We start from the raw sequence: 22,668 nt of genomic DNA on the forward strand, positions 1-22,668 counted from the left end.
GCACTCGTGCCGCGGAACCCGGCGGTGGCAGACTGAACGCGTCATCACCTCTACCCGGGGACCCGCCGAGCGGGCCTCGAGGACGAAAGGGACGCTCGATGTCTGCTGCTGAGACCCCGTTGTACGGATCCGCACCCACGGGCCGCAAGACCCGCACCCACCACCTGCAGGCGATGAAGGCCTCCGGCGACCGCTGGAGCATGCTCACCGCCTACGACTACTCGAGCGCGCGCATCTTCGAGGAGGCCGGCATCCCCGTTCTGCTCGTGGGCGACTCGGCCGCCAACGTCGTCTACGGCTACGACACCACGGTGCACATCGACATCGCGGAGCTCATCCCCCTGGTCCGCGGCGTGGTCCGTGGTGCCCCCAACGCACTCGTGGTCGCCGACCTGCCGTTCGGCACCTACGAGATCTCTCCGCAGCAGGCCGTCGAGACCGCTGTCCGCTTCATGCGCGAGGGCCAGGCCAACGCGGTCAAGCTCGAGGGCGGCGAGCGTGTCGCCCCGCAGATCGCCGCCATCACCGCCGCCGGTATCCCCGTGATGGCGCACATCGGCTTCACCCCGCAGAGCGTCAACGGACTCGGTGGTTTTCGCGTGCAGGGCCGCGGCGACGCGTCCGAGCAGCTCGTGGCCGACGCCATCGCCGTCCAGGAGGCCGGCGCCTTCGCCGTCGTCATGGAGATGGTGCCCGCCGATCTCGCCGGCCAGGTGACGCGCAAGCTGACGATCCCCACCGTCGGCATCGGTGCCGGTCCGGAGTGCGACGCCCAGGTTCTCGTCTGGCAGGACATGGCCGGCTTCACCAGCGGTCGCACCGCCAAGTTCGTCAAGCGTTTCGGCGACGTCGGCGACCAGCTGCGCGCCGCGGCGTCGACCTACGCCGCCGAGGTGCGGTCGGGGGCCTTCCCCGCGCAGGAGCACAGCTTCTAGGACTGCGACCCCTGGCGAGCGACGCGGGCGAGCCGGTCGGGGAAGCACCCGGGTGGCACACTCGGGGCCATGATGATGCGACATGGACTCGCCGCGGCGGGTGTTCTGGCAGCAGCGACCGTGACCCTGACGTCGTGCGCAGGCGGGACGGACACCACCACTGCGTCGACGACGGCCGCTCCCACGACGACCACGTCGGCGGCTGCGGCCACCCCGGCGGTGTCCGAGGATCAGGCTCAGTCGCTGTGCACCGACCTCGAGGCACAGCTGTCGAACTGGCGTGTGCAGGGTCCGACCGTGGGCCGCGGCGGCCTGAACATCCTGGTGCAGACGTGGGCGGCACGCTACGGACTGAACGCCGCGGTGATCCAGAACCGCGGGATCGTCGACACGGCCGCGACCGACGCGTGCTCCGACGTCCGGAGCCAGGTCGTCGACATCCTCGAGATTCCCGATCTCGCGTCGGGCCTCGTGGGGCTGTGACGATGACGGCGCGCCGGTCCCTCTACCCCGAACTCGACCCGCACGACTCGGGGATGCTCGACGTCGGCGACGGGCAGCACCTCCACTTCGAGGTCAGCGGCAACCCCGACGGCACTCCGGTGGTGTTCGTGCACGGCGGACCGGGCGGCGGCACGGGTCCCGATCAGCGTCGCTACTTCGATCCCGAGGCCTATCGGATCGTGCTGTTCGACCAGCGCGGGTGCGGTCGGTCCACGCCGCACGTCGCCGACGGCGCCGATCTCTTCGTCAACACCACCGGACACTCCATCGCCGACATGGAGGTCCTGCGTGAGCATCTCGGCATCGACACGTGGTCGGTGTTCGGCGGGTCGTGGGGATCGACGTTGTCGCTCGCGTACGCCCAGGCGCACCCGCACCGCGTCACGTCACTGGTGCTGCGCGGCATCTTCCTGCTGCGTGAGTCGGAGATCGACTGGTACTACCGCGGCGGCGCGGGACACCTCTTCCCCGAACTGTGGGAGAAGTTCCTCGCCCCGATCCCGGCGGCGGAGCGCGACGGCGACCCCGTGGAGATCTACCACCGACTCCTTCACTCGTCCGACCCGGAGACCGCGCTGAACGCGGCGGTCGCCTGGTCCACGTGGGAGGGCGCCACCAGCACCCTGCTCCCGAAACCGGAACGCGTGGAGCAGAACTCCGAGGCACGGTTCGCACTCGCGTTCTCGCGCATCGAGAATCACTACTTCGTGCACCAGGGGTTCCTGGAACAGAATCAGTTGCTGGCGAACATGGACTCCATCGCCCACATCCCCGGCGTCATCGTGCAGGGCCGTTACGACGTGGTGTGCCCGGCCACGAGCGCCTGGGATCTGCATCGATCCTGGCCGTCGTCGACACTCCACATCGTCGACGACGCCGGGCACTCCGCCGCGGAACCGGGAATCATCCATCACCTCGTCGAGGCGACGGACTCCTTCCGCCGCTGACGAACCGGCCGTTCACCTGCAGGTGGTAAAGATGTCACCATGAGTTCAGGTGGTGCGGATGCGCACACGGAGATCGAGGCCAAGTTCGACGTCGGCATGGACACGCCGGTTCCCGAGCTCACGGGGGCGAAGTCGATCGTGTCCGCGTCCGCGCCGGAGCTGACACACCCGGTCTCCACGTACTTCGACACCCCGGATCTCGATCTGGCGCGTCGACGCATCACGGTGCGTCGACGGACCGGAAGCTCCGACGCGGGCTGGCACATCAAGATGCCCGTCTCGTCCGACGAGCGTCTCGAGCTGCGGAGCCCGCTGTCCGCGGGCGGCAACACCGCTCGCGTGCCGGCCGAGGTCGCCGATCGTGTGACGGCGCACGTGCGAGGCAAACCGCTCGTGCCCGTCGCGAGCATCGAGACCCGCCGCATCGTCACCGTCGTGGCCACGAAGCGGCACCAGACCGCCGCGGAGCTGTGCGACGACACCGTCACCGCCCGGAACCTGTTGGACGACACCACTGTTCGCTGGCGTGAATGGGAGGTGGAGCTGCTCGACGGTGACCGCCGAACCCTGGAGAAGGTGAGCACCTACCTGCTCTCCCACGGCGCCGACCCCGGTTCCTCACCCTCGAAGCTCGCACGGGCGCTCGGATCCCGCCTGGCGGATCTGCGCACCGGTGATGCCACCCCCGACGGCACCGCCGGGTCCGCGCTGCTCGCCGCCCTGGCCACCGACGTGTCCGCTCTCCTCGCGGCGGATCCGCGCGTGCGGGAGAACGCCGACGACGCGGTGCACGCCATGCGCGTCGCCACGCGGCGGCTGCGCAGCGTGCTGCGGTCCTACCGCGACCTGCTCGACCGACCGTCCGTCGACGCGGTCCGTGGCGAACTGTCCTGGCTCGCCGACATTCTCGGCACCGCTCGTGACGCCGAGGTGCTGGCGGCCCGTTACGACGCGGCGCTCGCGGCGCTGCCGTCAGACGCTGTGCGCGGTCCCGTGGTCGAGACCCTCGTCGGCACCCAGCGACGGCTGTACACGCTCGCGCACGACGAGATCGTGCGGGAGTTGAGCGGTGAACGCTACTTCGCCCTGCTCGACGCACTCGACGCTCTCCTGGCAGCACCCACCGTCGGTCCGTCGGACAGCCGCGCGGACAAGGTCTTCCGGAAGGTGCTCCGCGGCCAGTACCGCACGATCGCCCGAGCCGAGGCTCACGCGGCCGCGCTCACCGGCGACGAGCGTGCCGAGGCTCTGCACGACGTGCGCAAGAACGCCAAGAAGCTGCGCTACGCGGCCGAGGCAGCGGCGGGCGCACTCTCGGACGGAGCAGTACGCACGACGGCCGCCGACGTCGCGAAGGCCGCGAAGAAGGTGCAGTCCGTCCTCGGCGACGTCCAGGACAGTGCGGTGTCGCGCGCCACGATCCTGACCGAGGCCGCCTCCGCGGCCGAGCGAGGCGAGGACACCTTCACGTTCGGTGTCCTGTACGCGAACGAGGGACACGACAGCGCGGACGCGCTGGAGCCGCTCCCCCGCGCGTGGACGAAGCTGCGGCGCCGCGCAGCCTCCCTCGACTGACAACCTGAGCGGCCTACCCGACCACCGACGACCGGCCTCCGGCCTACCCGACGACCGACGACCGGCCTCCGGCCTACCCGACCGAGAACTCCACTCGCCGGGTCGCGACGTCCACGGGCCCCACCCGCACGGTGACGGTCGTGCCCTCGGCCGGGTCTCCCGAACACGGGCCGACGACGGTGTACTCGGGAACGAAGACCTCGGCGGGCCGCTTGTCGGTTCGTCCGCGAAGCACGACGGCCGAGACGGTGTCGCCGACGCGGTCCGCCAGCACCCTGGCCTCGACGAGGTCGATACACGCGCGATCCACCTTCGACGCCAGCGAATCGCTGCGCCGCATCGCGTCGGGGAGCTCTGCGAACTCGGCGAGCACCCAGTCGGGGACAGCGGTTCCGGCACAGTGAGCGAGACACACCTCGGTGGCGTACCTGTCGACGCGCCGACGTAGCGGCGCGGTGACGTGGGCGTACGGGCCACCGATCCCGGAATGGTCCGGCTCCGCGGGTGTCTCACCGTCGAAGGCGACGTACGCGGCGCCGCGCAACAGCGTGGTCGCCTCGGTCATCACGGCGAGAGTCGTGGGAGCCGCCGGATCCAGGCCGGCGAGAACCTGGCCGGGCGAGGCACCGGTCGGCCACTGCAGGCCCAGTGCCCGCACCACCGCCCGCAGTGCCTCGACGTCCGACGCGCCCGGCGGCGGGAGAGTGCGCAGGATGCCGACCCTCGCCTCGAGCATGATCGCGGCGGCGCACATCCCGGTGAGCAGGGACATCTCGGCGTTCCACGCGTCGGCCTCGGTGCGCGGCGCGATCTCGAGGCGCCACCCGCCGCGGTCGGAACCGTTGGCGACGACCTCCTGCTCGGGCAACGCGAGTTCGATGGCTCCGCGCTCGACCGCGAGGGCCCGCCGCGCCCGACCGAGATCCTGCAGCGCCGTCAGCGACGGATGCACGGTGCCGGAGTCGACAGCCGACTGCACCTCGGCGTAGGTGAACCGTTGCCGTGAGCGCACCGTCGCCGGCTCGACGTGCCAGGACGTCGCCGTCCCCGCGGGGTCGGTGTCGATGGTCCACAGCGCGGCCGGCCGTACCCGGTCCGGCAGGAGGGACGACGCGTCCTCGGACATCTGCCGAGGGTGCAGCGGCACGCTGTCGTCCGGGAGGTAGAGCGTCTGTCCACGGCGGCGCACCTCCTCGTCCAGCACGCTTCCCGGCGCGACGACCGCACCGACGTCGGCGATGGCGTAGTACAGGCGGAAACCCGCGTCGGTGCGGTGGACGACGAGAGCCTGGTCCAGATCCATCGACCCGGGCGGGTCGATGGTCACGAACTCCAGGTCGGTCGCGTCGCGCCGCGTCGGACGAGAGTCCGCCACCGGGACCGCGTCGGGCGGGTACCCGGTCGGCAGGTCGAACTCGGCGCGCACAGCCGAGAAGTCGACACCGTCGACCCGAGGCGCAACGGCCCGCCTCGATACCGACGCGGTCACGAGCGCGCTGATGCGGTCACGAAGACCAGGTGTCGTCGGCGTCGTCCGCGGCCTTGTTACGCTCCGCGGCGATCTCGAGGGCGCGCTCGGCGGTGGCCCTGTCGGGGTAGGGGCCCATGCGGTCCATCGCACCGGCCTCCTTGCCCTGCACGACAGCCTTGTCGCTGATACGGAAGTACCACTGATCGTCGTCGTCACTCATGATCGACAGTGTGCCCCAGATCTGCCCCGACGGAACAGACTTCGCGTTCTGCGGCCCCGCGATTCACGGTCGGCGACGCGCCGACCGCACACACCGCGGGACCAGCGGCCGCGTTACACTTCTCGCATGTCCGGGTACACACGCCGGACCGGAGCCGGACCACGCACCCGATAGGAGTACGACATGTCGACCCTTCTCTTCGATCAACTGTTGCCGCTGATGGGCCATGACGCCGCGACGTACTGGGCCACCCTGCTGGTGGTCGACCCCATCTGATCCACTCTGCTCACGAACGGCTCCGCCCTCATCGAGGACGGGGCCTTTCGTCGTTCAGGAGGACTCGATACGTGGCGGCGGGCCGACGCTTCCCGTAGTTTCCTACCGCCGGCCCGCCGATACTCACTGTAGAGGACATCGAACGTATGTTCTAGTCCGCCCTCCATCGCAGCGGTCCGTGCTGGTCGTGTGCGCGGACGAGTCGGCGTGTAAGCCGGATCCTGTCCCCGGGACGAATCCCGGGTGGCGACCATCCATCTGGGCACACCGTCGCCGGGTACCTCGAGCGATCAACCCGCAGGCTCGGGCGAGCAGCCCTCGAACACCTGCGCAGACGCACCACCGCGAACGGCGGTGCGACCTTCGATCTTGCTCCGGGCGGGGTTTACCGAGCCACCCCGGTCACCCGGGGTGCTGGTGCGCTCTTACCGCACCGTTTCACCCTGACCGACCGATCCGAGGACCGGTCGGCGGTCTCTTCTCTGTGGCACTGTCCCGCGAGTCGCCTCGGGTTGCTGTTGGCAACCGCCCTGCTCTGTGGAGTCCGGACTTTCCTCGGCTCGAAGCTTGACGACGCCGGTCGTCAGTTCTCCGTGCCGCGGCCGCCCGGCCAACTCGTCCGCCCCGTCATGGTAGCCGCTCCGCCACCCCCGTCCCACCCCCGCTCCGACCCTCGCGAGTACGTCCGAACCGTCGCTGGGCGAGCACCGATCACGACAGTTCGGACGTACTCGCGGGGGGTGGGTGTGCCGAGCGGACGGATGGTCGGACCGGGGATCTAGAGTCACGCGCATGACCTTCGTCGTCCTCCTGCGCGGCATCAACGTCGGCGGCATCCGCATCTCCATGGCAGCCCTGCGGTCGTCGCTGGAGGACGCCGGATACACCGGGGTGCGCACCGTTCTCGCGTCGGGCAACGTGGTGCTCACCGCGACGACGCAGGACCCGGCCGTGGTGCGCTCCGACGTGGAGGGCGTCCTGCGGCAGGCCTTCGGCTACGAGGCGTGGGTGGTGGTCGTGACCGTGGAGCAACTTGCCGAGATCGTCGCCGCATTCCCGTGGGAGACCGACGAGGCGGTACGCCACCCGTACGTGATCTTCTCGACGGACGGTGTGTCCACCACCGATCTCGCGGCGATCGGCGAGACGGCCGACCCCGTCGTCGAGAGGTCGACACTCGGGCCGCATCACGTCCTGTTCTGGGAGGTCGTGCGCGGTGACACCCTGTCCAGTGTCGTCGGCAAGGCCAGTGCGCGCGCGTCCTACAAGTCGACGACGACCACGCGAAACCTCCGCACGCTGCGCAAGATCCTCGCGTGATCACCGATTCCACCGCGCGGACCGTCGTGGCCGCGCTGCTGGTGGCTGCCGTCCTGGTCTTCGCCATCGCTCGCCCTCGCGGACTCCCCGAGGCCACCATCGCCGTTCCGGCCGCGGCACTGGCGATCCTGCTCGGAGTCGTGTCGACGAGCGACGCACTCGAGGAGACGGCGGAGCTCGCCCCCACGGTGGCGTTCCTCGCGGCGATCCTGGCTCTCGCTCACCTCGCCGACGCGCACGGTGTGTTCACGTGGATCGCGTCCGTCCTGCACGCCCGGTCGCGATCCTCCCCCACTCGGCTCCTGATGCTCGTGTTCGTCACCGCGTCCCTCACCACGGCAGTGCTCAGTCTCGACGCGACGGTCGTCCTGCTCACCCCGGTCGTCATCGCCGCCGCCCGCCGCGCCGGGATGTCGCCACGGCCGGCGTCGTATGCCGTGGCACACCTGTCGAACTCGGCCTCCACGCTGCTGCCGGTCTCGAATCTGACCAACCTGCTGGTGTTCTCGGCCACCGGTCTGTCGTTCCTGCACTTCACCGCGCTGATGGCAGCGCCGTGGGTCGTCGCGATCGCGCTCGAGTACGCGGCGTTCCGTTGGTTGTTCCGCGGCGACCTGCGCGAGGTGGAGAACCCGCCGGACGACGACGGTCCGTCCGTGGCGGCGCCGACGCTCGCCCTCGTCGTGATCGGCTGCGCTCTGGTGGGTTTCGCGATCAGTGGGTCGCTCGGCCTCGAACCGGTGTGGGTGGCCGCGGCGGCCGCGATCGTGCTCGCCGTTCCTGCGCTGCGCCGGTCCGAGACGACTCCCGTCGCGATCGTGCGTGCACTCGATCTCTGGTTCTGCGTGTTCGTCTTCGCGCTCGGAGTGGTGGTCGCGGGACTCGCCGGGGGTCCGGTGGGCGAGGCCGTCACCGAGATCCTGCCGACGTCGTCCACGCTGCTCGCGCTCCTGACCGTCGCCGCGGTGGCCGCGGTCGCCTCCAACGTGCTCAACAACCTGCCCGCGACGCTGCTGCTGCTCGCCGCACTGACGTCGACGACAGGCGCTGCACCGGTGGGCGCGCTGCTCGCCATGCTGATCGGCGTCAACCTCGGGCCCAACCTCACCTACGTCGGGTCGCTCGCGATCATGTTGTGGCGCCGCGTGGCTCGCGCGGAGGGCGAGCCGCCGAGCCTGCGCACGTTCACCGTGGTGGGTCTGGTGACCACACCGATCACCGTGGTCGCGGCGACCGTCGCCCTGTGGCTCGCCCTGCAGGTGTAGTGGTCAGGTCCAGAGGAACGACGTGTCGGTTCCTCCATCAGGCCCAGAGGAACGACGTGTCGTTCACCAGGCGTACGGAGGCCGCGTCGTCGTCGAACCAGTCGACGATGCTGATGGACGCCAGGTCGAGGTGCATCCGGTAGAGGATCGACGGGCCGACGTCCAGGCCGAGCTGCAGGAGCGTCTTGATGGGCGTCACGTGCGAGACCACGACGACGGTCTTCCCCGCGTACTCGGTCGCGATGTGTTCGCGGACCCGGCGCACCCGTTCGAGAACGGCGTCGAAGCTCTCGCCGCCGGGCGGCGCGACGGACGTGTCGCCCATCCACCGCCGATGCAGCTCGGGATCGCGCTCGGTGGCCTCGAGGAAGGTGAGGCCCTCCCACTCGCCGAAGTCCGTCTCCGTCAGATCCTCGACGACGGTGACGGGGACGTCGATCGCGCGGGAGACGGCCGACGCGGTGTCGAACGCCCGGCCCAGCGGTGAGCTCAGGACGACGTCGACGCCGCCCAGCAGTGCGACACGCTGCGCCGCGGCCGCCGCCTGCGCTCGCCCGAGCTCGGTGAGCTCCGGGTTGCCTCGGCCGGAGTACCGACGATCCACCGACAGGGCGGTCTGGCCGTGCCGCAGCAGGATCGTGCGGGTCGCGGCACCCGAGACGGACTGCCAGGCAGGCCGTTCCGACACCGGCGTCGGTGCGCTCGCGACCTCGGCCGCACCGGTGAGCAGCGCGTCCTCACCGTCCATCGCCTGGTTGGCCAGCCGGTCGGCATGCGAGTTCTCGGCACGCGGAATCCACGCGTACTGCACGTCGTCGAACGTGTCCGCGACAGCGGCTGCTCGCGCGCGCAGCGGAATCATGTCCGGGTGCTTGACCTTCCAGCGGCCGGACATCTGCTCGACCACCAGCTTGGAGTCCATCCGCACCGAGACGCGCGAGGCCCCGAGTTCGCGGGCCGCCTCGAGACCGGCGATCAGTCCGCGGTACTCGGCGACGTTGTTCGTCACCACTCCCAGGTGTTCGCGGCGCTCGGCCAACACCGTGGCTCGCGCCGCGTCCCACACGACGGCGCCGTATCCGGCGGGCCCGGGGTTGCCTCGCGATCCCCCGTCGGCCTCCACCAGGACGGAGTCGGGATGGGGACTCACAGACCGGACTCGTTGGTGCGCACCAAGATCGCGTTGCACTCCGAGCACCGCACGACCACGTCGGGCGCGGTGCCGGCGATGCGCGCGATCTCGCCGCGATCCAGCTCGATCCGGCACGCACCGCAGCGCCGACCACGCAGCAGGGCGGCACCGATGCCCGACCTCTCACGCTGCTTCTCGTACATCGCGGACACCTCGGCGGGCAGCTGCGCGGCGAGCTCCTCGCGCTGCGCCGACCGAGTGCGCTCGGCGTTCTCGACGTCGGCGAGCGCGTCGTCGCGTCGACGGGTGGCGTCGACGATCGTGTCCTCGACCTGTGTCAGATTGGCACCGGCGTGCTCGTAGTCGCTCTGCGACGCCTCGCGCTGCTCCATGACCTCGAGCAACTCGTCCTCGAGGATGCCGCGGCGGCGCTCGAGGCTGCCCAGCTCGTGCTGGAGTTCGCTGAGCTGCTTCGCGGGAGCCGCGCCGGAGGCCAGCGCAGCGCGGTCCTTCTCCTCGCGGCGGCGCACGGCGTCGACCTCGCCCTCGAGCTTGCGAATGTCCCGGTCCAGATCGTCGAGCGAGATCTGCACGCCCACGGCTGCGTCCTTGCGGTCGATCCGCTCGCGTTCGAGTGCATCGAGCTCGACCTGCTCGGGAAGAGTGCGTCGACGGTGTGCGAGCTGGGCCAGTTCGGTGTCCATGGCGGCCAGGTCGAGGAGGGAGAGCTGGATCTTCGGGTCGACGTTCACGCGTGTCACGGTACTAGTCCTGCGGGGGACGGACGCCGATGCTCCACGGATCCGTTCTGATCGTCAGTGTCCGGGTGGTCCAGCCGTCGCGATCACCGAACGCGCTGTCCAGCAGGTCGCGCGCCTGGGCGCACCACGGGAACTCCCCCGCCCAGTGCGCGACGTCGATCAGCGCGGGTCCGCCGGCCCGCAGGTGTTCGTCCGCCACGTGGTGTCGCAGGTCGGAGGTCACGTAGGCATCGACACCCGCTGCGGTGACGGCGCCGAGCATCGAGTCCCCGGATCCACCGCACACGGCCACCCGCCGGATCGTCGCGTCCGGGTCGCCGGCGGCGCGCACTCCCCAGGCAGTGGACGGGAGCCGGCTGCCGACGCGTTCGGCGAAGGCGCGCAACGACATCGGCTCGGCCAGCGTCCCGATCCGGCCCAGCCCGCAGTCGGTCGGCAACCCGGCCGTCTCGACGACGTCGAACGCCACTTCCTCGTAGGGGTGCGCCGAGCGCAGCGCGGTGAGAACGGCCGCGCGCGCAGAGCGCGGAGCGACCATCTCGACGCGCCGTTCCTCGACCGACTCGACGGTGCCGACGGTGCCGATCGCCGGCCGCGCGTCGTCGACGGGACGGAACTGGCCGTCGCCCACGACGCTCCAGCTGCACTCGCGGTAGTCGCCGATCGACCCGCCGCCCGCGTCGAACATGGCCTGCCGCACAGCGGGGGCGTCGGCCACCGGGACGTACACACCCCACTTGTCGAGGCCCCCGTCCGACTTCTCGTCGAGGGGGCGCAGATCGGTGAGGCCCAGCAGTGTCGCCAGCGCGTCGGACACTCCGGGCTGCGCCGAGTCCGCGTTGGTGTGGGCGGTGAACAGAGCGCACCCCGCCGTGATCAGGCGATGCACCAACGCGCCCTTGGGCGTGTGGGCACCGACCGTGTCCACGCCGCGCAGCAGCAGTGGGTGGTGCACCACGAGCAGATCGGCACCGGCGGTGATCGCCTCGTCGACGATGGCGGCCGTGGCGTCGACGGCGAACATCACGGTGGTCACGGAGTTCGCGGGATCGCCGCACACCAGACCGACCGAGTCCCAGCTCTCGGCGAGCCGGGGCGGGTACGCCGCGTCGAGCACGTCGATGATCTCGGCCAGGGTGGGCGCTGCGGTTCCCGTCGATGCCATCACTCGACCCTAGGTGTGCCCATCTCGCGCACCACGTCACCCCACGCGTCGGCGAGTCGGTCGACGGAGTCCGCGCCCCGCACCGCGATCCGCAGGTGATCCGGGCCGAGGCCGGGAAAGGTGTCGCCTCGGCGGACCGCGACGCCGCGGTCCCGCAACGCGGCCCGGATCGCTGCGCCGTTCTCCGCGCGGACGAGCACGAACGACGCCGTCGCCGGTGCCGTCACCTCCACCCCGAGTACGCGGAGCCGTTCGACGAGATACTGCCGCTCGCGGGCGAGCACGAGCGCGTCGGCGTCCACGGACGCGACGGCGTCGGGTTCGCAGCACGCCTCGATCGCGGCCAGCTGCAGGGTGCCCAGCGGCCAGTGGGGTCGGCCCCGGTTCAGTGTGGCGAGGACGTCCGGCGCTCCGAGCGCGTACCCGCACCGCAGCCCCGCGAGAGCGAACGACTTGGTGAGGCTGCGCAGCACCACCACGTCGGGACGAGACTGCGACGCCAGGGACTCGGGCTCGCCGGGCACGGTGTCGGCGAATGCCTCGTCCACGACGAGCACGCGTCCCTCCGCCCGGAGTGCGAGCACGTCCGCGCGGGGATGGGCGACGGACGTCGGGTTGGTCGGATTGCCCAGCACCACCAGGTCGGCGTCGTGCGGAACGGCGGCGTCGACGAGCCGGTACGGCGGGGGCAGGACGACCCGATGCACCGGGACGTCGGCACTGCGCAGGGCGACCTCCGGCTCGGTGAAGGACGGGTGGACGACCGCGGCGAGGCGCGGGCGCAGCCGGGGCAGCATCGCGAATCCTTCGGCCGCTCCGGCGAGCAACAACACCTCGTCCGGAGATCGACCGTGGCGCAACGCCACTCGGTCACGAACCCGCCGGTCCTCGGCCTCGGACGGATACGCCGCGAGTCGGTCGACGGCCTCGATCAGTCTGCGCCGCAACCACTCGGGGGGCCGGGACCCACGGACGTTCACCGCGAAGTCGAGCATGCCCGCCTCGACCTCCACGTCGCCGTGGTGGCGAAGCAGCGGATCGGTACGGGCGTCGCCTGTCACTCGGGTGACTGTAGGCGCTCCATATACTGACCCCCATGTCCACCACAGCCGTCGACCTCGTCCTCTTCGACCTCGACGGCACCCTCACCGATTCCGCACCCGGCATCCTCGCCGGTTTCGATCACGCGCTCGCGACGGTGGGGAGCCCGCCGCCCGGCGACGACGTCCGGGCGCACGTCATCGGTCCGCCGATGATCGACACGTTCCGGTCCCTCGGTCTCGACGAGGACAGGGTCGAGCGCGCCCGCGCCGCCTACACGGAGTACTACGACAGCCGCGGCTGGTCCGAGAACCGGGTGTACGAGGGCATCGTCGACGTGCTGGACGCGCTCGTGGCCGCCGGTGTCCCGATGGCGGTCGCGACGTCGAAGAACGAACGATTCGCACGGCGCATCCTCGAACACTTCGGCCTCGCCGACTACTTCCGCTTCATCGCGGGCGCCAGCGACGACGGCAGCCGCCGATCCAAGGCGGACGTCGTCGCGCGCGCACTCGAGCAGGTGGGGCGCCCGGCTCGGTCCACGGCCGAGGGCGGTACCGCGTCGGTGGTGATGGTCGGCGACCGCGACCACGACGTGTTCGGCGCGGGGCACTGGGGCATCCCCGTCGTCCTGGTCCGGTGGGGATACGGATTCGAGTCCGAGCACGACGCGGCCTCGTGGTCCGTTGGATCGGCGGCGGAACTCACCACACTGCTCTCCTCGCTCACGACGGACGCGGCATGACGGTGCACGTGACCTTCGTCTGCACGGGCAACATCTGTCGGTCGCCGATGGCCGAGAAGATCGTGACGCAGGCCCTCGCGGATGCCGGGATGGACGACCGGGTGCGCGTCACCAGCGCCGGCACGGGCGACTGGCACGTCGGCGACGCCGCCGACCCGCGCGCCGCGGCCGAGCTGGAGTCGCACGGCTACCCGTCGGCCCATCGCGCCCGCACCGTCGATGCCGAGATCCTGGGAGCGGACCTCGTCGTCGCGCTGGATCGATCTCACGAGCGCGACCTCCGTCGCCTCGGCGTCCCCGCGGACCGGCTGGCACTGCTGCGCTCGTTCGACCCGGACGCCGATTCCGACTCGGTGGCCGATCCGTACTACGGCGACGACGGCGACTTCCGGACGGTGCGCGAGCAGATCGAGGCGGCCGTCCCCGGTCTACTCGAGGCCCTCACGCAGCACTGACACCCCCGTCGCGACGCGACGACTACGCTGTGTAGTCGTGCGCCGACTGTCGTTCCTTCTCCGTCCCGGGTGGTTGGCACTCGCGGCTGTCGTCATCCTCTTCGCGTACCTCTGCTTCTCCGTTCTCGCGCCCTGGCAACTGGGCAAGAACACCACCACGTCGGCGCGGAACGAGCAGATCAGCCGCTCCTTCGACGCGGAACCGGTCGATGCTGCCGACCTGTTGACCGAGCAGGTCGTCGCCCCCGAGGACGACTGGCGACGGGTCGTGGTCACCGGGACGTATGACGCCGACAGCGATGTGGTGGTCCGCCTGCGCAGCGTCGACGACACCCCGGCCTTCGAGGTCCTCACCCCGTTCGTCACCGACGCCGGGCCCACGATCCTGGTGAACCGCGGCTACGTGCTGCCCACCACGGGTATCGACGTCCCGACCTTCGATCCCCCGCCGGCCGGCACCGTCACGCTGGAGGGCCGCCTGCGCGTCTCGGAACCGTCGGTTCCGGACAAGCCCGCCGTCGCCGGCCCCGGGGTCCCGCAGGTCTACACGATCACGCCCGCCCAGGTCGGTGAGTTGACCGGCACCGATCCGGTCGACGGGTACGTGCAGCTCGCCGACGCGCAGCCCGGCGGTCTCGGTGTTCTCGCGCTGCCGCAGCTCGACGCCGGGCCTTACCTGTCCTACGGGTTGCAGTGGCTGGCGTTCGGCATCATGGCTCCGCTGGGTCTGGCGTACTTCGTGCGCGCCGAGATCAAGGAACGGCGGCGTGGCAACGCCGAGTCGAGTGACGATCTCGAACCGAGCGACGATCTCGAGCCCACCGCCGCTCCCGACGAGTACGACGACGGACTGGACGCGCTGCTGAAGCCGCGGCGAGGCCTACGAAGGAAGTCGGCGCCCGCGGCCGAGTCGACGACGCTGCTGACCGATCGCTACGGCAAGAAGCGCTGACACCGCCGCGGCGCTCGCCTGCACCGCGGCCGACAGGCGCACCGCACGCCGCAGATCGTTCGTCGTGGGGACGCTTCCCCGGCCCAGGACGGGCCGCTGTTCGACACCGTGCGCGTAGGCCGTCTCGCCGCCGAGCCGTACTCCGAGGGCGCCCGCGGCGGTCGACTCGGTCACTCCGGCATTCGGGCTCGGATGGTCGGACGCGCTCGCGCGCCACGCGGCCAGGGCGTCCCGCGGCGTCCCACCCACCGTCGGCGCCGATGCTGCCGTGAGGAGTCCGGTGAGTCGGGCGGGGATCAGGTTGACCACGTCGTCGAGCCGGGCGGCACACCATCCGAACCGTTCGTAGCGCGGCGAGTGGTAGCCGATCATCGCGTCGAGGGTGTTGACGGCGCGGTAGCCGACGGCGCCAGGAGCCCCTGCCACCGCGGCCCAGAAGAGCACGCCCGTCGTCGCGTCCGAGGTGTTCTCGGCCACCGATTCGAGCGCCGCCCGCGCCGCGCCCGCGTCGTCCAGCAGAGCGGGATCACGCCCGCAGAGCGACGGCAGAATCGCCCGCGCGGCCGGAAGATCGTTGGCGTCCAGGGCGTCGGCCAGCGCGAGACCCGTGCGGGCCAGCGTCGTTCCGCCGAGACACGCCCAGACCGCGGCGGCCGTCAGCGCTACACGCGGAACCGGGTGATCGCGCACGAGTCGATCCGCCGCGGCCGTCGCGCCGATGGCTCCACCGACGAGCAGTGCGGTGTGGACGGTTCCGGCGAGTCGGTCGTCCCGGTACGTCCGCGTCTCGAGGGCGGCGGCGAGAGATCCGAAGGCGGCCACGGGATGACGGCGTCGTGGATCCCCCAGCATCAGGTCGGCGAGGTATCCGGACACGATTCCGACGGCGGGTGCGGTGATCATCGTCTGCGATCCTATCCGCCGCGTCACGGTCAGATAGTCGGACGTCCACGTATTCGGATACCCTGTGCGCATGACGGAGTCGGCGCGGACGCAGGACTGGCACACCGGCGCGGACGGCGAGCTGTATCCGCCGGAGCCCTGGTACCTCGGCGGCACCCTGCTGGTGTCGGTCTACCGCGTTCCCGTCCACGAGCTCCCGCAGGACGTGGTGTCCGCCGTGTCCGACGCCGATGCCCGGCTGGTGACGGTCGGCGGGCACGCTGTCGTCTCCGCGGCCTTCGTGCGCTACACCTCGGGCGGCGTCCTGTCCTACGACGAGTTGATCGGCTCGGTACTCGTCCGGCGCGGCATCACCGTCATGGCCACCATCCCGCACATCTGGGTCGACAGTCCGCAGTCCCGCACCGGTGGGCGCGAACTGTGGTCCATACCGAAGCATCTGGGCGAATTCCGCCGCGAGACGAGCGGGCCGCGTGTCACCGCGTCGATGACGTTCGACGGTGCCCCCGTCGCGGCGCTCGACGCGCGGGTCGGGCGCCGACTCACACCGGGCACGCCGCGCATTCCGCTCACCACCGCACAGCACCTCGGCGGTCGCACCGTCGTGTCCCGCAACACGATCTACGCGACCACCCGCGCGCTGTCGACGACGTGGACGTTCGCATCGGACGGTCCGCTGGGTCACCTGCACGGACGCACGCCGACCGTGAGCGTGGCACTCGCCGACGCCTCCATCGTGTTCGGTGGACACGTCGACCGACGCTGAGCTCGTTGGGGTTGACTGTGGGTCCGCCTACACAGGAGACCCCATGACCGACCTACAGAACTTCGCCGACACCGTCTTCACCGCCGCAGCCGGGCTGCAGGTCACCACGGCCACCGGCACCGAGGTACGCGGACACATCGATCTGACGAGCGATCATCACACCCCGTGGGGCGTCGTGCACGGCGGCGTCTACGCCTCGGCCGTCGAATCGGCCGCGAGTATCGTTGCGAGCGTGGCGGTCTCGGACCGCGGACAGTTCGCGGTCGGCGTCCACAACGGAACGGACTTCCTCCGGTCGATGACCGAGGGGCGGGTCGACGTGGTCGCCACCCCGCTGCAACAGGGTCGGGTACAGCAGCTCTGGCAGGTGATCATCACCAGCGCCGACTCAGGTAAGGAGATCGCCCGCGGTCAGGTGCGACTGCAGAACGTGGCGAACCCGAACGCCTGACTAGAAGCTCCAGCCGCGGAACAGGTAGCTGATGCGGATCAGGATGTCGACGAGCCCTGCGGACATGTGTTCCTCCGACGTTCGTGCCTGTCAGCGGGCTCGGGTCGCCCCCTGTCCCAGAACACTAGGCACCCGCCGGCCCGTCGGGGGTCGCAACACGGAGAACGGGCGACGTTCTCGTGTCAGTCGGCGAGGGAACGCCACGGTGCCGCGCCTTCGATCTCAAAGGCCACCTCGAGCAGCGTTCGCTCGTCGCCCTGCACACCGGAGAACATGACCCCCACCGGCAGTCCGGCGCTCGAGCGCCCCAGCGGCAGCGACATCGCCGGCGCGCCCGCCACGTTGTGCAGCGGAGTGAACGCGGCGTAGGACGTGAGCCTCTCGAGGTACTCGTCGAACGGCACGTGCGGCGACAGATGCCCCAGCCGCGGCGTGGTGTGCCCGAGCACCGGGGACAGCACCAGGTCGACGCTCGCGAACATCGACGCGTAGTCGGCACCGGCCCTGCGTAGTCGACGCACCACCGACGGCAATCGGTACCGCGTACGACGGAAGCGGTCCGCGAGTCCCACGGTGAGCGTGTCGAAGTCGCGTTCCGTGCGGCCCTCGAGACGCGGCGTCGTCTTCTGCAGAACGTAGGCGAGGAACGACCAGTACTCGACGAAGTCCTCGGGAAAGCGTGGGTCGATCGGCACGGTGGTCATCTCGTCCACCGTGTGACCGAGGCGCTCGAGGAGCGCGGCGGCGTCGTCCAGCGCGGCGAGCGTCTCGACGTCGGTGGGGCCGCCCGCGGGCGACTGCCGGATCACACCGACCCGCAGTCGCCGCGCCGACGGGCCCGTCACGGTGCCGATCGGTCGCAGGCGTCGTGCACTCGCGTGATCGGCCGCTGCCCAGAACGCGGCGGTGTCACGGACACTGCGCGTCAGCACGCCCTCGGAGACGATCGCGACGGGCAGCAGCTTCTCCAGCGCCGGCAGCACGAACCTGCCGCGCGACGGCTTGAGGCCCACGAGCCCCGTGCAGGCCGCTGGGATCCGGATCGAGCCGCCGCCGTCGTTGCCGTGTGCGAGGGGAACCGCCCCCGCCGCCACCAGCGCCGCGGATCCGCCCGAGGACGCGCCCGTCGAGTACTCGGTGTTCCAGGGGTTCCGGGTGGGCGGCCGGGTCGGGAACTCGGTCGACGCGCTGAGTCCGAACTCCGGCAGCGTCGTCTTGGCCATGACACCGAACCCCATCGAGAGCATCTCGCGGGCCACGGGACCGTGCCGGTCCGCGGGACGAGCACGGATGATCTCGGAGCCCTGGCCCGTCGGCAGCCCTCGGACGTCGCTGTTGTCCTTGATCAGCGTCGGCACACCCGCGAACGGCCCCGCCTGGTCGCCGACGACGGGAGTCGTCAGTGGTGGCCCCACCAGCGCGTCCAACTCGGCCATCTTCTCGATGCGCGACAGTGCCGCCGACGCCAGTTCCGCGGCGGAGACCTCGCGCCTGCGCACTCGCAGCGCGAGCCCCACCGCGTCGTCGCGCCCCAACGCATCGTCCGTGAACGCATGTGTCATCGAAGATCCCCCTCGCTTCCGTCACCGGCGAAGCGGTGATTGCGTGCGCGTCCCGCGGGGAACGCTGCACCCCGTGCGCCGCGCTCCGTGGTGCACGCAACTCTAGAGAATGCGGCCACGACCGGTCCGAGACTCACGTCTTCACCGAATACGGTCGTCAGTTACTGTCCTGTGCGAAAGGTTTCTCGGGTGTCTACCACTTCCACCTCGGCCGACAACGCGGCCCCCGCGGTCTCCCGACGCGCCTGGCAGTCGTTGATCGTCCTGCTCATGGGCATGTTCATCGCCCTGCTCGACACGACCATCGTCAACGTCGCGCTCCCCACCATCCGCACGAGCCTCGACGCGTCCGAGGCCACCCTGTCCTGGATCATCTCCGGATACGCGCTCGCGTTCGGCCTGGCACTGATCCCGGCGGGTCGGGTGGGCGACCGCATCGGCCACAAGTGGGTGTTCTTCACCGGACTCGCCCTCTTCACGGTGGCCAGCCTCGCGTGTGGACTCGCGCAGAACGATCTGCAGCTCGTCGCGGCGCGCATCGTGCAGGGACTCGCGGGCGGCATCTTCGTCCCCGCCGTCACCGCCTACATCCAGTTGCTGTTCCCGCCGCAGATGCGGGGCAAGGCCTTCGCCATCATGGGCGCCGTCATCGGCGTCTCGTCCGCACTGGGCCCCATCATCGGCGGTCTGATCATCGAGGCCGCCGGCAGCGAGAGCGGGTGGCGGTTGGTCTTCTGGGTCAACCTGCCGTTCGGACTCATCGGCTTGATCCTGGCCGCGAAGATCTTGCCGACCCGCTCCGAGATCGACTCCCCCGACGCCCCCGCGCGCGGTATCGACTGGGTGGGTCTCGCACTCGTCACGGCAGGTCTCGTCGCGATCCTGGTCCCCCTCATCGAGGGCCAGGACACCGGATGGCCGACCTGGACGTATGTGACACTCGGCGCCGGCATCGTGCTCATCGGGCTGTTCGGCGCGTGGGAGGTGCGCTACTCGCGTGCCGGCCGCACCCCTCTTGTCCCGCCGCGACTGTTCACCCGGCCCGCGTTCACCGGCGGGGTCATTCTCGCCCTCGTCTACTTCGCTGCCTTCACGTCGATCTTCTTCACCATCTCGATCCTGTGGCAGACCGGTCTCGGCAACTCGGCGCTCGCCTCGGGCGTGGTGTCGATCCCGTTCGCGATCGGCAGCATCATCTCGTCGTCGCAGTCCAACAGGCTGGCCGAACGTCTCGGCCGCAACGTCCTGGTGCTCGGCACGGCCCTCGTCACCCTGGGACTCGTGTGGGCCTGGTTGGTCCTGCTGTTCACCGATGCGTCGGCCCTGACCAACTGGAAGCTGCTGCTGCCCCTGTTCATCGCAGGCCTGGGCAACGGCGCCTTCATCGCTCCCAATGCGCAGTTCATCGTCGCGACGGTCGATCGGCCCGACGCGGGCGCCGCCAGCGGTGTCATCTCGACGATGCAGCGGGTCGGCAGCGCGATCGGCATCGCCATCATCGGTAGCGTCCTCTTCGGCTCGCTGAACGTCATGGGCCCCGGTGAGGACGCCGTCGCGACGGCGTTCACCGACAGCGCGGCGCACGCCATGGGAGTCAGCGCCGGATTCGCCGTGCTCGCGTTCGTCCTGGTCTTCGCACTACCGCGACGGGCTCACTGATCGTCCGCATCCGGTGCCAGCAGGTGCACGTCGTCGGCGACGATCGATCGCAGTAGTTCGTCGACGGCCTTCACCCGCGCCAGTCGCGTGAGGTCGCGAGGCATCGCGGTCCAGTAGTCGCGGCGCACGGCGAACTCGTCGGGCAACACACAGACCAGCTGGTCGTCCGGTTCGCCGATGTAGTTGGGCAACGGTGCGATCCCGAGCCCGTGGCGGGCCGCGAGCCAGTGCCCGGTGATGTTGTTGGTCTGGAACTGCGGTCGACCGTCGAGGTGCATGGCGTCGAGGATGCGCAGCGGCACCACGTCCAACAGCGCGTCGACGTACCAGATGAGGACGTGCCGACGCAGGTCGTCGAGGCTCTCCAGTGCGGGCGCGGCGCGGAGGTAGGACGGTGACGCGTACAGCCTGAGCTCGTACGACGCCAGCTTCCGCGATGACATGAATCGCGGTGACGGCCGCTCCAGGCTCACGGCGACGTCGAAGCCGCGGGTGCTCAGCGCGTCGTGCTCCGTGGCGGTGACCAGCTCGACGTCGAGTCGAGGGTGGTCCCGGCGCAGCCGCGTCAGCTGCGGCGTGAGCACGAAGGCACCGAAACCGTCCGGGGCGGCGATCCGCACGGAGCCGGTCAGCGATCCCACGGACGTCGTCTGGTCCTCGAACGCCGCGATCAGCGTCGACTCCACCGTCTCCGCGTAGCCCACGAGGCGCCGCCCCGCCTCCGTCAGCCGCCAGCCCGACGGCGTGCGATCGAAGAGTCGATGGCCCGCCGCCTTCTCCAGACTGGTGATGCGGCGGCCCACCGTCGTGTGGTCGACACCCAGCACTCGCGAGGCGTCGTTGAGGCGCCCGTGGCGCGAGACCTCCAGGAAGAAGCGGAGGTGATCGGCGGAGAACATGCCGTGAGCGTACCCACCACGTGCAGATCTGCACGCGAGAGTGCGCCTTTGGCCTTTGACAGACGCAATTCTGCTAGGGAGACTCAGGTCACAGGCCAGCACTCGACCGAAGGAATCTCCGTGAACACGATCACGCACTGGGTGGACGGCAAGCCGTTCGCCGGCACCTCCGACAAGACCTCCCCCGTCACCAACCCGGCCACCGGTCAGGTCACCGGCGAGCTCGCTCTCGCCACCGTCGAGGATGCCCGCGTCGTCATCGACTCGGCCACCGCCGCCTTCCCCGCCTGGCGCGACACCTCGCTGTCCAAGCGCACCGCGATCCTCTTCAACTTCCGCGAGCTGCTCAACGCGAAGAAGGGCGAACTCGCCGAGATCATCACCGCCGAGCACGGCAAGGTCCTCTCCGACGCGCTCGGCGAGATCAGCCGCGGCCAGGAAGTCGTCGAATTCGCCTGCGGTATCCCGCATCTGCTCAAGGGCGGCTTCACCGAGAACGCCTCCACCGGAGTCGACGTCTTCTCCCTGCGCCAGCCGCTCGGACCCGTCGGCATCATCAGCCCGTTCAACTTCCCGGCCATGGTGCCGATGTGGTTCTTCCCCATCGCCATCGCCGCCGGCAACACCGTCGTGCTCAAGCCGTCCGAGAAGGACCCGACGGCGAGCATCTGGATCGCCGAGCTGTGGAAGGAAGCGGGCCTGCCCGACGGCGTCTTCAACGTTCTCCAGGGTGACAAGACGGCCGTCGACGAGCTGCTCGAGAACCGCAACATCAAGTCCATCAGCTTCGTCGGCTCCACCCCCATCGCGCAGTACGTCTACGCCACGGGCACCTCGCACGGCAAGCGCGTCCAGGCCCTCGGCGGCGCCAAGAACCACGCCATCGTGCTCCCCGATGCCGACCTCGACCTCGCTGCCGACGCCATGGTCAACGCCGGCTTCGGCTCCGCCGGTGAGCGCTGCATGGCCATCTCCGCCCTCGTCGCGGTCGGCGACATCGCTGACGAGCTGGTCGCCAAGATCGCCGAGCGCACCACCCCGCTCAAGACCGGCGACGGCACCCGCGGCGCAGACATGGGCCCGCTGGTGACCAAGGCGCACCGCGACAAGGTCGCGTCCTACGTCGACGCGGGCGAGGAGTCCGGCGCCACCATCGTCGTCGACGGCCGCACCGTGAAGGCCGACGGCGGAGACGAGGGCTTCTGGCTCGGACCCACCCTCATCGACCACGTCACCCCCGAGATGAGCATCTACACCGACGAGATCTTCGGACCGGTGCTCTCCGTCGTCCGCGTCGACACGTACGACGAGGCGCTGCAGCTGATCAACGACAACCCCTACGGCAACGGCACCGCCATCTTCACCAACGACGGTGGCGCCGCTCGACGCTTCCAGAACGAGGTCGAGGTCGGCATGATCGGCATCAACGTGCCGATCCCGGTTCCCATGGCCTACTACAGCTTCGGTGGCTGGAAGAACAGCCTCTTCGGCGACACCCACGCCCACGGCACCGAGGGCGTGCACTTCTTCACCCGCGCCAAGGCCGTCACCTCCCGCTGGCTCGACCCCAGCCACGGCGGCATCAACCTGGGATTCCCCGAGAACGACTAGTCAGGTCCACGCCGCGCCGCATCGTCTCTCCGCAGTTCGGGAGGCGGTGCGGC

The 22,668-nt window shown here is 70.1% G+C and carries 22 protein-coding genes and 1 other RNA gene; 13 read left to right on the top strand and 10 right to left on the bottom strand.

Annotated elements, in window-relative coordinates; genetic code table 11:
• Nucleotides 1-98: 98 nt before the first annotated feature.
• From panB to HQ314_RS03895, 4 genes are all read left to right on the top strand, one after another.
• On the top strand, nt 99-935 hold the full coding sequence (gene panB / locus HQ314_RS03880) for a 3-methyl-2-oxobutanoate hydroxymethyltransferase (RefSeq protein WP_027505787.1): 837 nt from the start codon (nt 99-101) through the stop codon (nt 933-935).
• 69 nt (nt 936-1,004) lie between these two features.
• Entirely contained in the window at nt 1,005-1,418 is a 414-nt protein-coding gene (locus HQ314_RS03885) for a hypothetical protein (RefSeq protein WP_308119220.1), read from the top strand.
• A gap of 2 nt (nt 1,419-1,420) precedes the next feature.
• Nucleotides 1,421-2,386 carry a prolyl aminopeptidase gene (gene pip, locus HQ314_RS03890; protein WP_222649295.1) on the top strand — a complete coding sequence of 322 codons (966 nt, stop codon included), beginning with the start codon at nt 1,421-1,423 and terminating at the stop codon, nt 2,384-2,386.
• 39 nt (nt 2,387-2,425) lie between these two features.
• Complete coding sequence (locus tag HQ314_RS03895) at nt 2,426-3,961, top strand: CYTH and CHAD domain-containing protein (RefSeq protein WP_222649296.1); 1,536 nt, start codon at nt 2,426-2,428, stop codon at nt 3,959-3,961.
• A 73-nt stretch (nt 3,962-4,034) separates the two neighbouring features.
• On the opposite strand, the gene HQ314_RS03900 is transcribed toward HQ314_RS03895, so the two are convergent.
• The 3 genes from HQ314_RS03900 to rnpB form a co-directional block, all read right to left on the bottom strand.
• Complete coding sequence (locus HQ314_RS03900) at nt 4,035-5,450, bottom strand: RNB domain-containing ribonuclease (RefSeq protein ID WP_222649297.1); 1,416 nt, start codon at nt 5,448-5,450, stop codon at nt 4,035-4,037.
• A gap of 16 nt (nt 5,451-5,466) precedes the next feature.
• Complete coding sequence (locus tag HQ314_RS03905; RefSeq protein ID WP_037185713.1) at nt 5,467-5,652, bottom strand: hypothetical protein; 186 nt, start codon at nt 5,650-5,652, stop codon at nt 5,467-5,469.
• Nucleotides 5,653-6,122: 470 nt separating this feature from the next.
• An RNA gene (rnpB, locus tag HQ314_RS03910) (RNase P RNA component class A) lies at nt 6,123-6,546 on the bottom strand.
• Nucleotides 6,547-6,720: 174 nt separating this feature from the next.
• Between rnpB and HQ314_RS03915 the strand changes: the two genes are divergently transcribed.
• Together HQ314_RS03915 and HQ314_RS03920 are read left to right on the top strand one after the other, a co-directional pair.
• The gene (locus HQ314_RS03915) at nt 6,721-7,248 is read left to right on the top strand and encodes a DUF1697 domain-containing protein (protein ID WP_222649298.1); all 528 of its coding nucleotides are present in this window, start codon (nt 6,721-6,723) and stop codon (nt 7,246-7,248) included.
• On the top strand, nt 7,248-8,513 hold the full coding sequence (locus HQ314_RS03920) for an SLC13 family permease (RefSeq protein ID WP_373425278.1): 1,266 nt from the start codon (nt 7,248-7,250) through the stop codon (nt 8,511-8,513). The genes HQ314_RS03915 and HQ314_RS03920 overlap by 1 nt, the downstream gene beginning before the upstream one ends.
• A 37-nt stretch (nt 8,514-8,550) precedes the next feature.
• Here HQ314_RS03920 and HQ314_RS03925 read toward each other — a convergent pair whose 3' ends face one another.
• The 4 genes from HQ314_RS03925 to cobC are packed head-to-tail and all read right to left on the bottom strand — an operon-like array spanning nt 8,551 to nt 12,632.
• Complete coding sequence (locus tag HQ314_RS03925) at nt 8,551-9,663, bottom strand: bifunctional RNase H/acid phosphatase (RefSeq protein WP_056445698.1); 1,113 nt, start codon at nt 9,661-9,663, stop codon at nt 8,551-8,553.
• Nucleotides 9,660-10,397 carry a zinc ribbon domain-containing protein gene (locus HQ314_RS03930; protein WP_027505779.1) on the bottom strand — a complete coding sequence of 246 codons (738 nt, stop codon included), beginning with the start codon at nt 10,395-10,397 and terminating at the stop codon, nt 9,660-9,662. Before HQ314_RS03930 ends, HQ314_RS03925 begins: the two co-directional genes overlap by 4 nt.
• 13 nt (nt 10,398-10,410) lie before the next feature.
• Entirely contained in the window at nt 10,411-11,571 is a 1,161-nt protein-coding gene (locus HQ314_RS03935; protein ID WP_222649299.1) for a Nif3-like dinuclear metal center hexameric protein, read from the bottom strand.
• Nucleotides 11,571-12,632 (bottom strand): Rv2231c family pyridoxal phosphate-dependent protein CobC, encoded by a 1,062-nt coding sequence (cobC, locus tag HQ314_RS03940; RefSeq protein ID WP_222649300.1) that lies wholly within the window; start codon nt 12,630-12,632, stop codon nt 11,571-11,573. The genes HQ314_RS03935 and cobC overlap by 1 nt, the downstream gene beginning before the upstream one ends.
• A gap of 35 nt (nt 12,633-12,667) precedes the next feature.
• On the opposite strand from cobC, the gene HQ314_RS03945 reads away from it, so the two are divergent.
• From HQ314_RS03945 to HQ314_RS03955, 3 genes are read left to right on the top strand one after another with little or no spacing between them, the layout of a single operon-like run.
• On the top strand, nt 12,668-13,357 hold the full coding sequence (locus HQ314_RS03945) for an HAD-IA family hydrolase (protein WP_027505776.1): 690 nt from the start codon (nt 12,668-12,670) through the stop codon (nt 13,355-13,357).
• Nucleotides 13,354-13,812, top strand: a complete 459-nt coding sequence (locus HQ314_RS03950; protein ID WP_222649301.1) for a low molecular weight protein-tyrosine-phosphatase — start codon at nt 13,354-13,356, stop codon at nt 13,810-13,812. The genes HQ314_RS03945 and HQ314_RS03950 overlap by 4 nt, the downstream gene beginning before the upstream one ends.
• Before the next feature lie 37 nt (nt 13,813-13,849).
• Entirely contained in the window at nt 13,850-14,764 is a 915-nt protein-coding gene (locus HQ314_RS03955; protein ID WP_027505774.1) for an SURF1 family protein, read from the top strand.
• Here HQ314_RS03955 and HQ314_RS03960 read toward each other — a convergent pair.
• Nucleotides 14,693-15,667: a cobalamin biosynthesis protein gene (locus HQ314_RS03960; protein WP_222649302.1), complete on the bottom strand. Its 975-nt coding sequence runs from the start codon at nt 15,665-15,667 to the stop codon at nt 14,693-14,695. The two genes, HQ314_RS03955 and HQ314_RS03960, sit on opposite strands and share 72 nt — an antisense overlap.
• Before the next feature lie 70 nt (nt 15,668-15,737).
• Between HQ314_RS03960 and HQ314_RS03965 the strand changes: the two genes are divergently transcribed.
• Nucleotides 15,738-16,433, top strand: a complete 696-nt coding sequence (locus HQ314_RS03965; RefSeq protein ID WP_222649303.1) for an acetoacetate decarboxylase family protein — start codon at nt 15,738-15,740, stop codon at nt 16,431-16,433.
• 43 nt (nt 16,434-16,476) lie between these two features.
• Nucleotides 16,477-16,884 carry a PaaI family thioesterase gene (locus HQ314_RS03970; protein WP_222649304.1) on the top strand — a complete coding sequence of 136 codons (408 nt, stop codon included), beginning with the start codon at nt 16,477-16,479 and terminating at the stop codon, nt 16,882-16,884.
• A 182-nt stretch (nt 16,885-17,066) separates the two neighbouring features.
• Here the strand turns inward: HQ314_RS03970 and HQ314_RS03975 are convergent, their stop codons facing one another.
• The gene (locus tag HQ314_RS03975; protein WP_027505770.1) at nt 17,067-18,446 is read right to left on the bottom strand and encodes an amidase; all 1,380 of its coding nucleotides are present in this window, start codon (nt 18,444-18,446) and stop codon (nt 17,067-17,069) included.
• A 189-nt stretch (nt 18,447-18,635) separates the two neighbouring features.
• On the opposite strand from HQ314_RS03975, the gene HQ314_RS03980 reads away from it, so the two are divergent.
• Nucleotides 18,636-20,105 carry an MFS transporter gene (locus tag HQ314_RS03980; RefSeq protein ID WP_027505769.1) on the top strand — a complete coding sequence of 490 codons (1,470 nt, stop codon included), beginning with the start codon at nt 18,636-18,638 and terminating at the stop codon, nt 20,103-20,105.
• Here HQ314_RS03980 and HQ314_RS03985 read toward each other — a convergent pair.
• On the bottom strand, nt 20,099-21,004 hold the full coding sequence (locus HQ314_RS03985) for a LysR family transcriptional regulator (RefSeq protein WP_222630477.1): 906 nt from the start codon (nt 21,002-21,004) through the stop codon (nt 20,099-20,101). The genes HQ314_RS03980 and HQ314_RS03985 overlap by 7 nt on opposite strands.
• Before the next feature lie 120 nt (nt 21,005-21,124).
• Between HQ314_RS03985 and HQ314_RS03990 the strand changes: the two genes are divergently transcribed.
• Nucleotides 21,125-22,615, top strand: coding sequence for a CoA-acylating methylmalonate-semialdehyde dehydrogenase (locus HQ314_RS03990; protein ID WP_042575241.1), 1,491 nt, complete (start codon nt 21,125-21,127; stop codon nt 22,613-22,615).
• Nucleotides 22,616-22,668 lie beyond the last annotated feature (53 nt).

This window comes from Rhodococcus sp. BP-332, assembly GCF_019836065.1.
Lineage (GTDB): Bacteria > Actinomycetota > Actinomycetes > Mycobacteriales > Mycobacteriaceae > Rhodococcoides.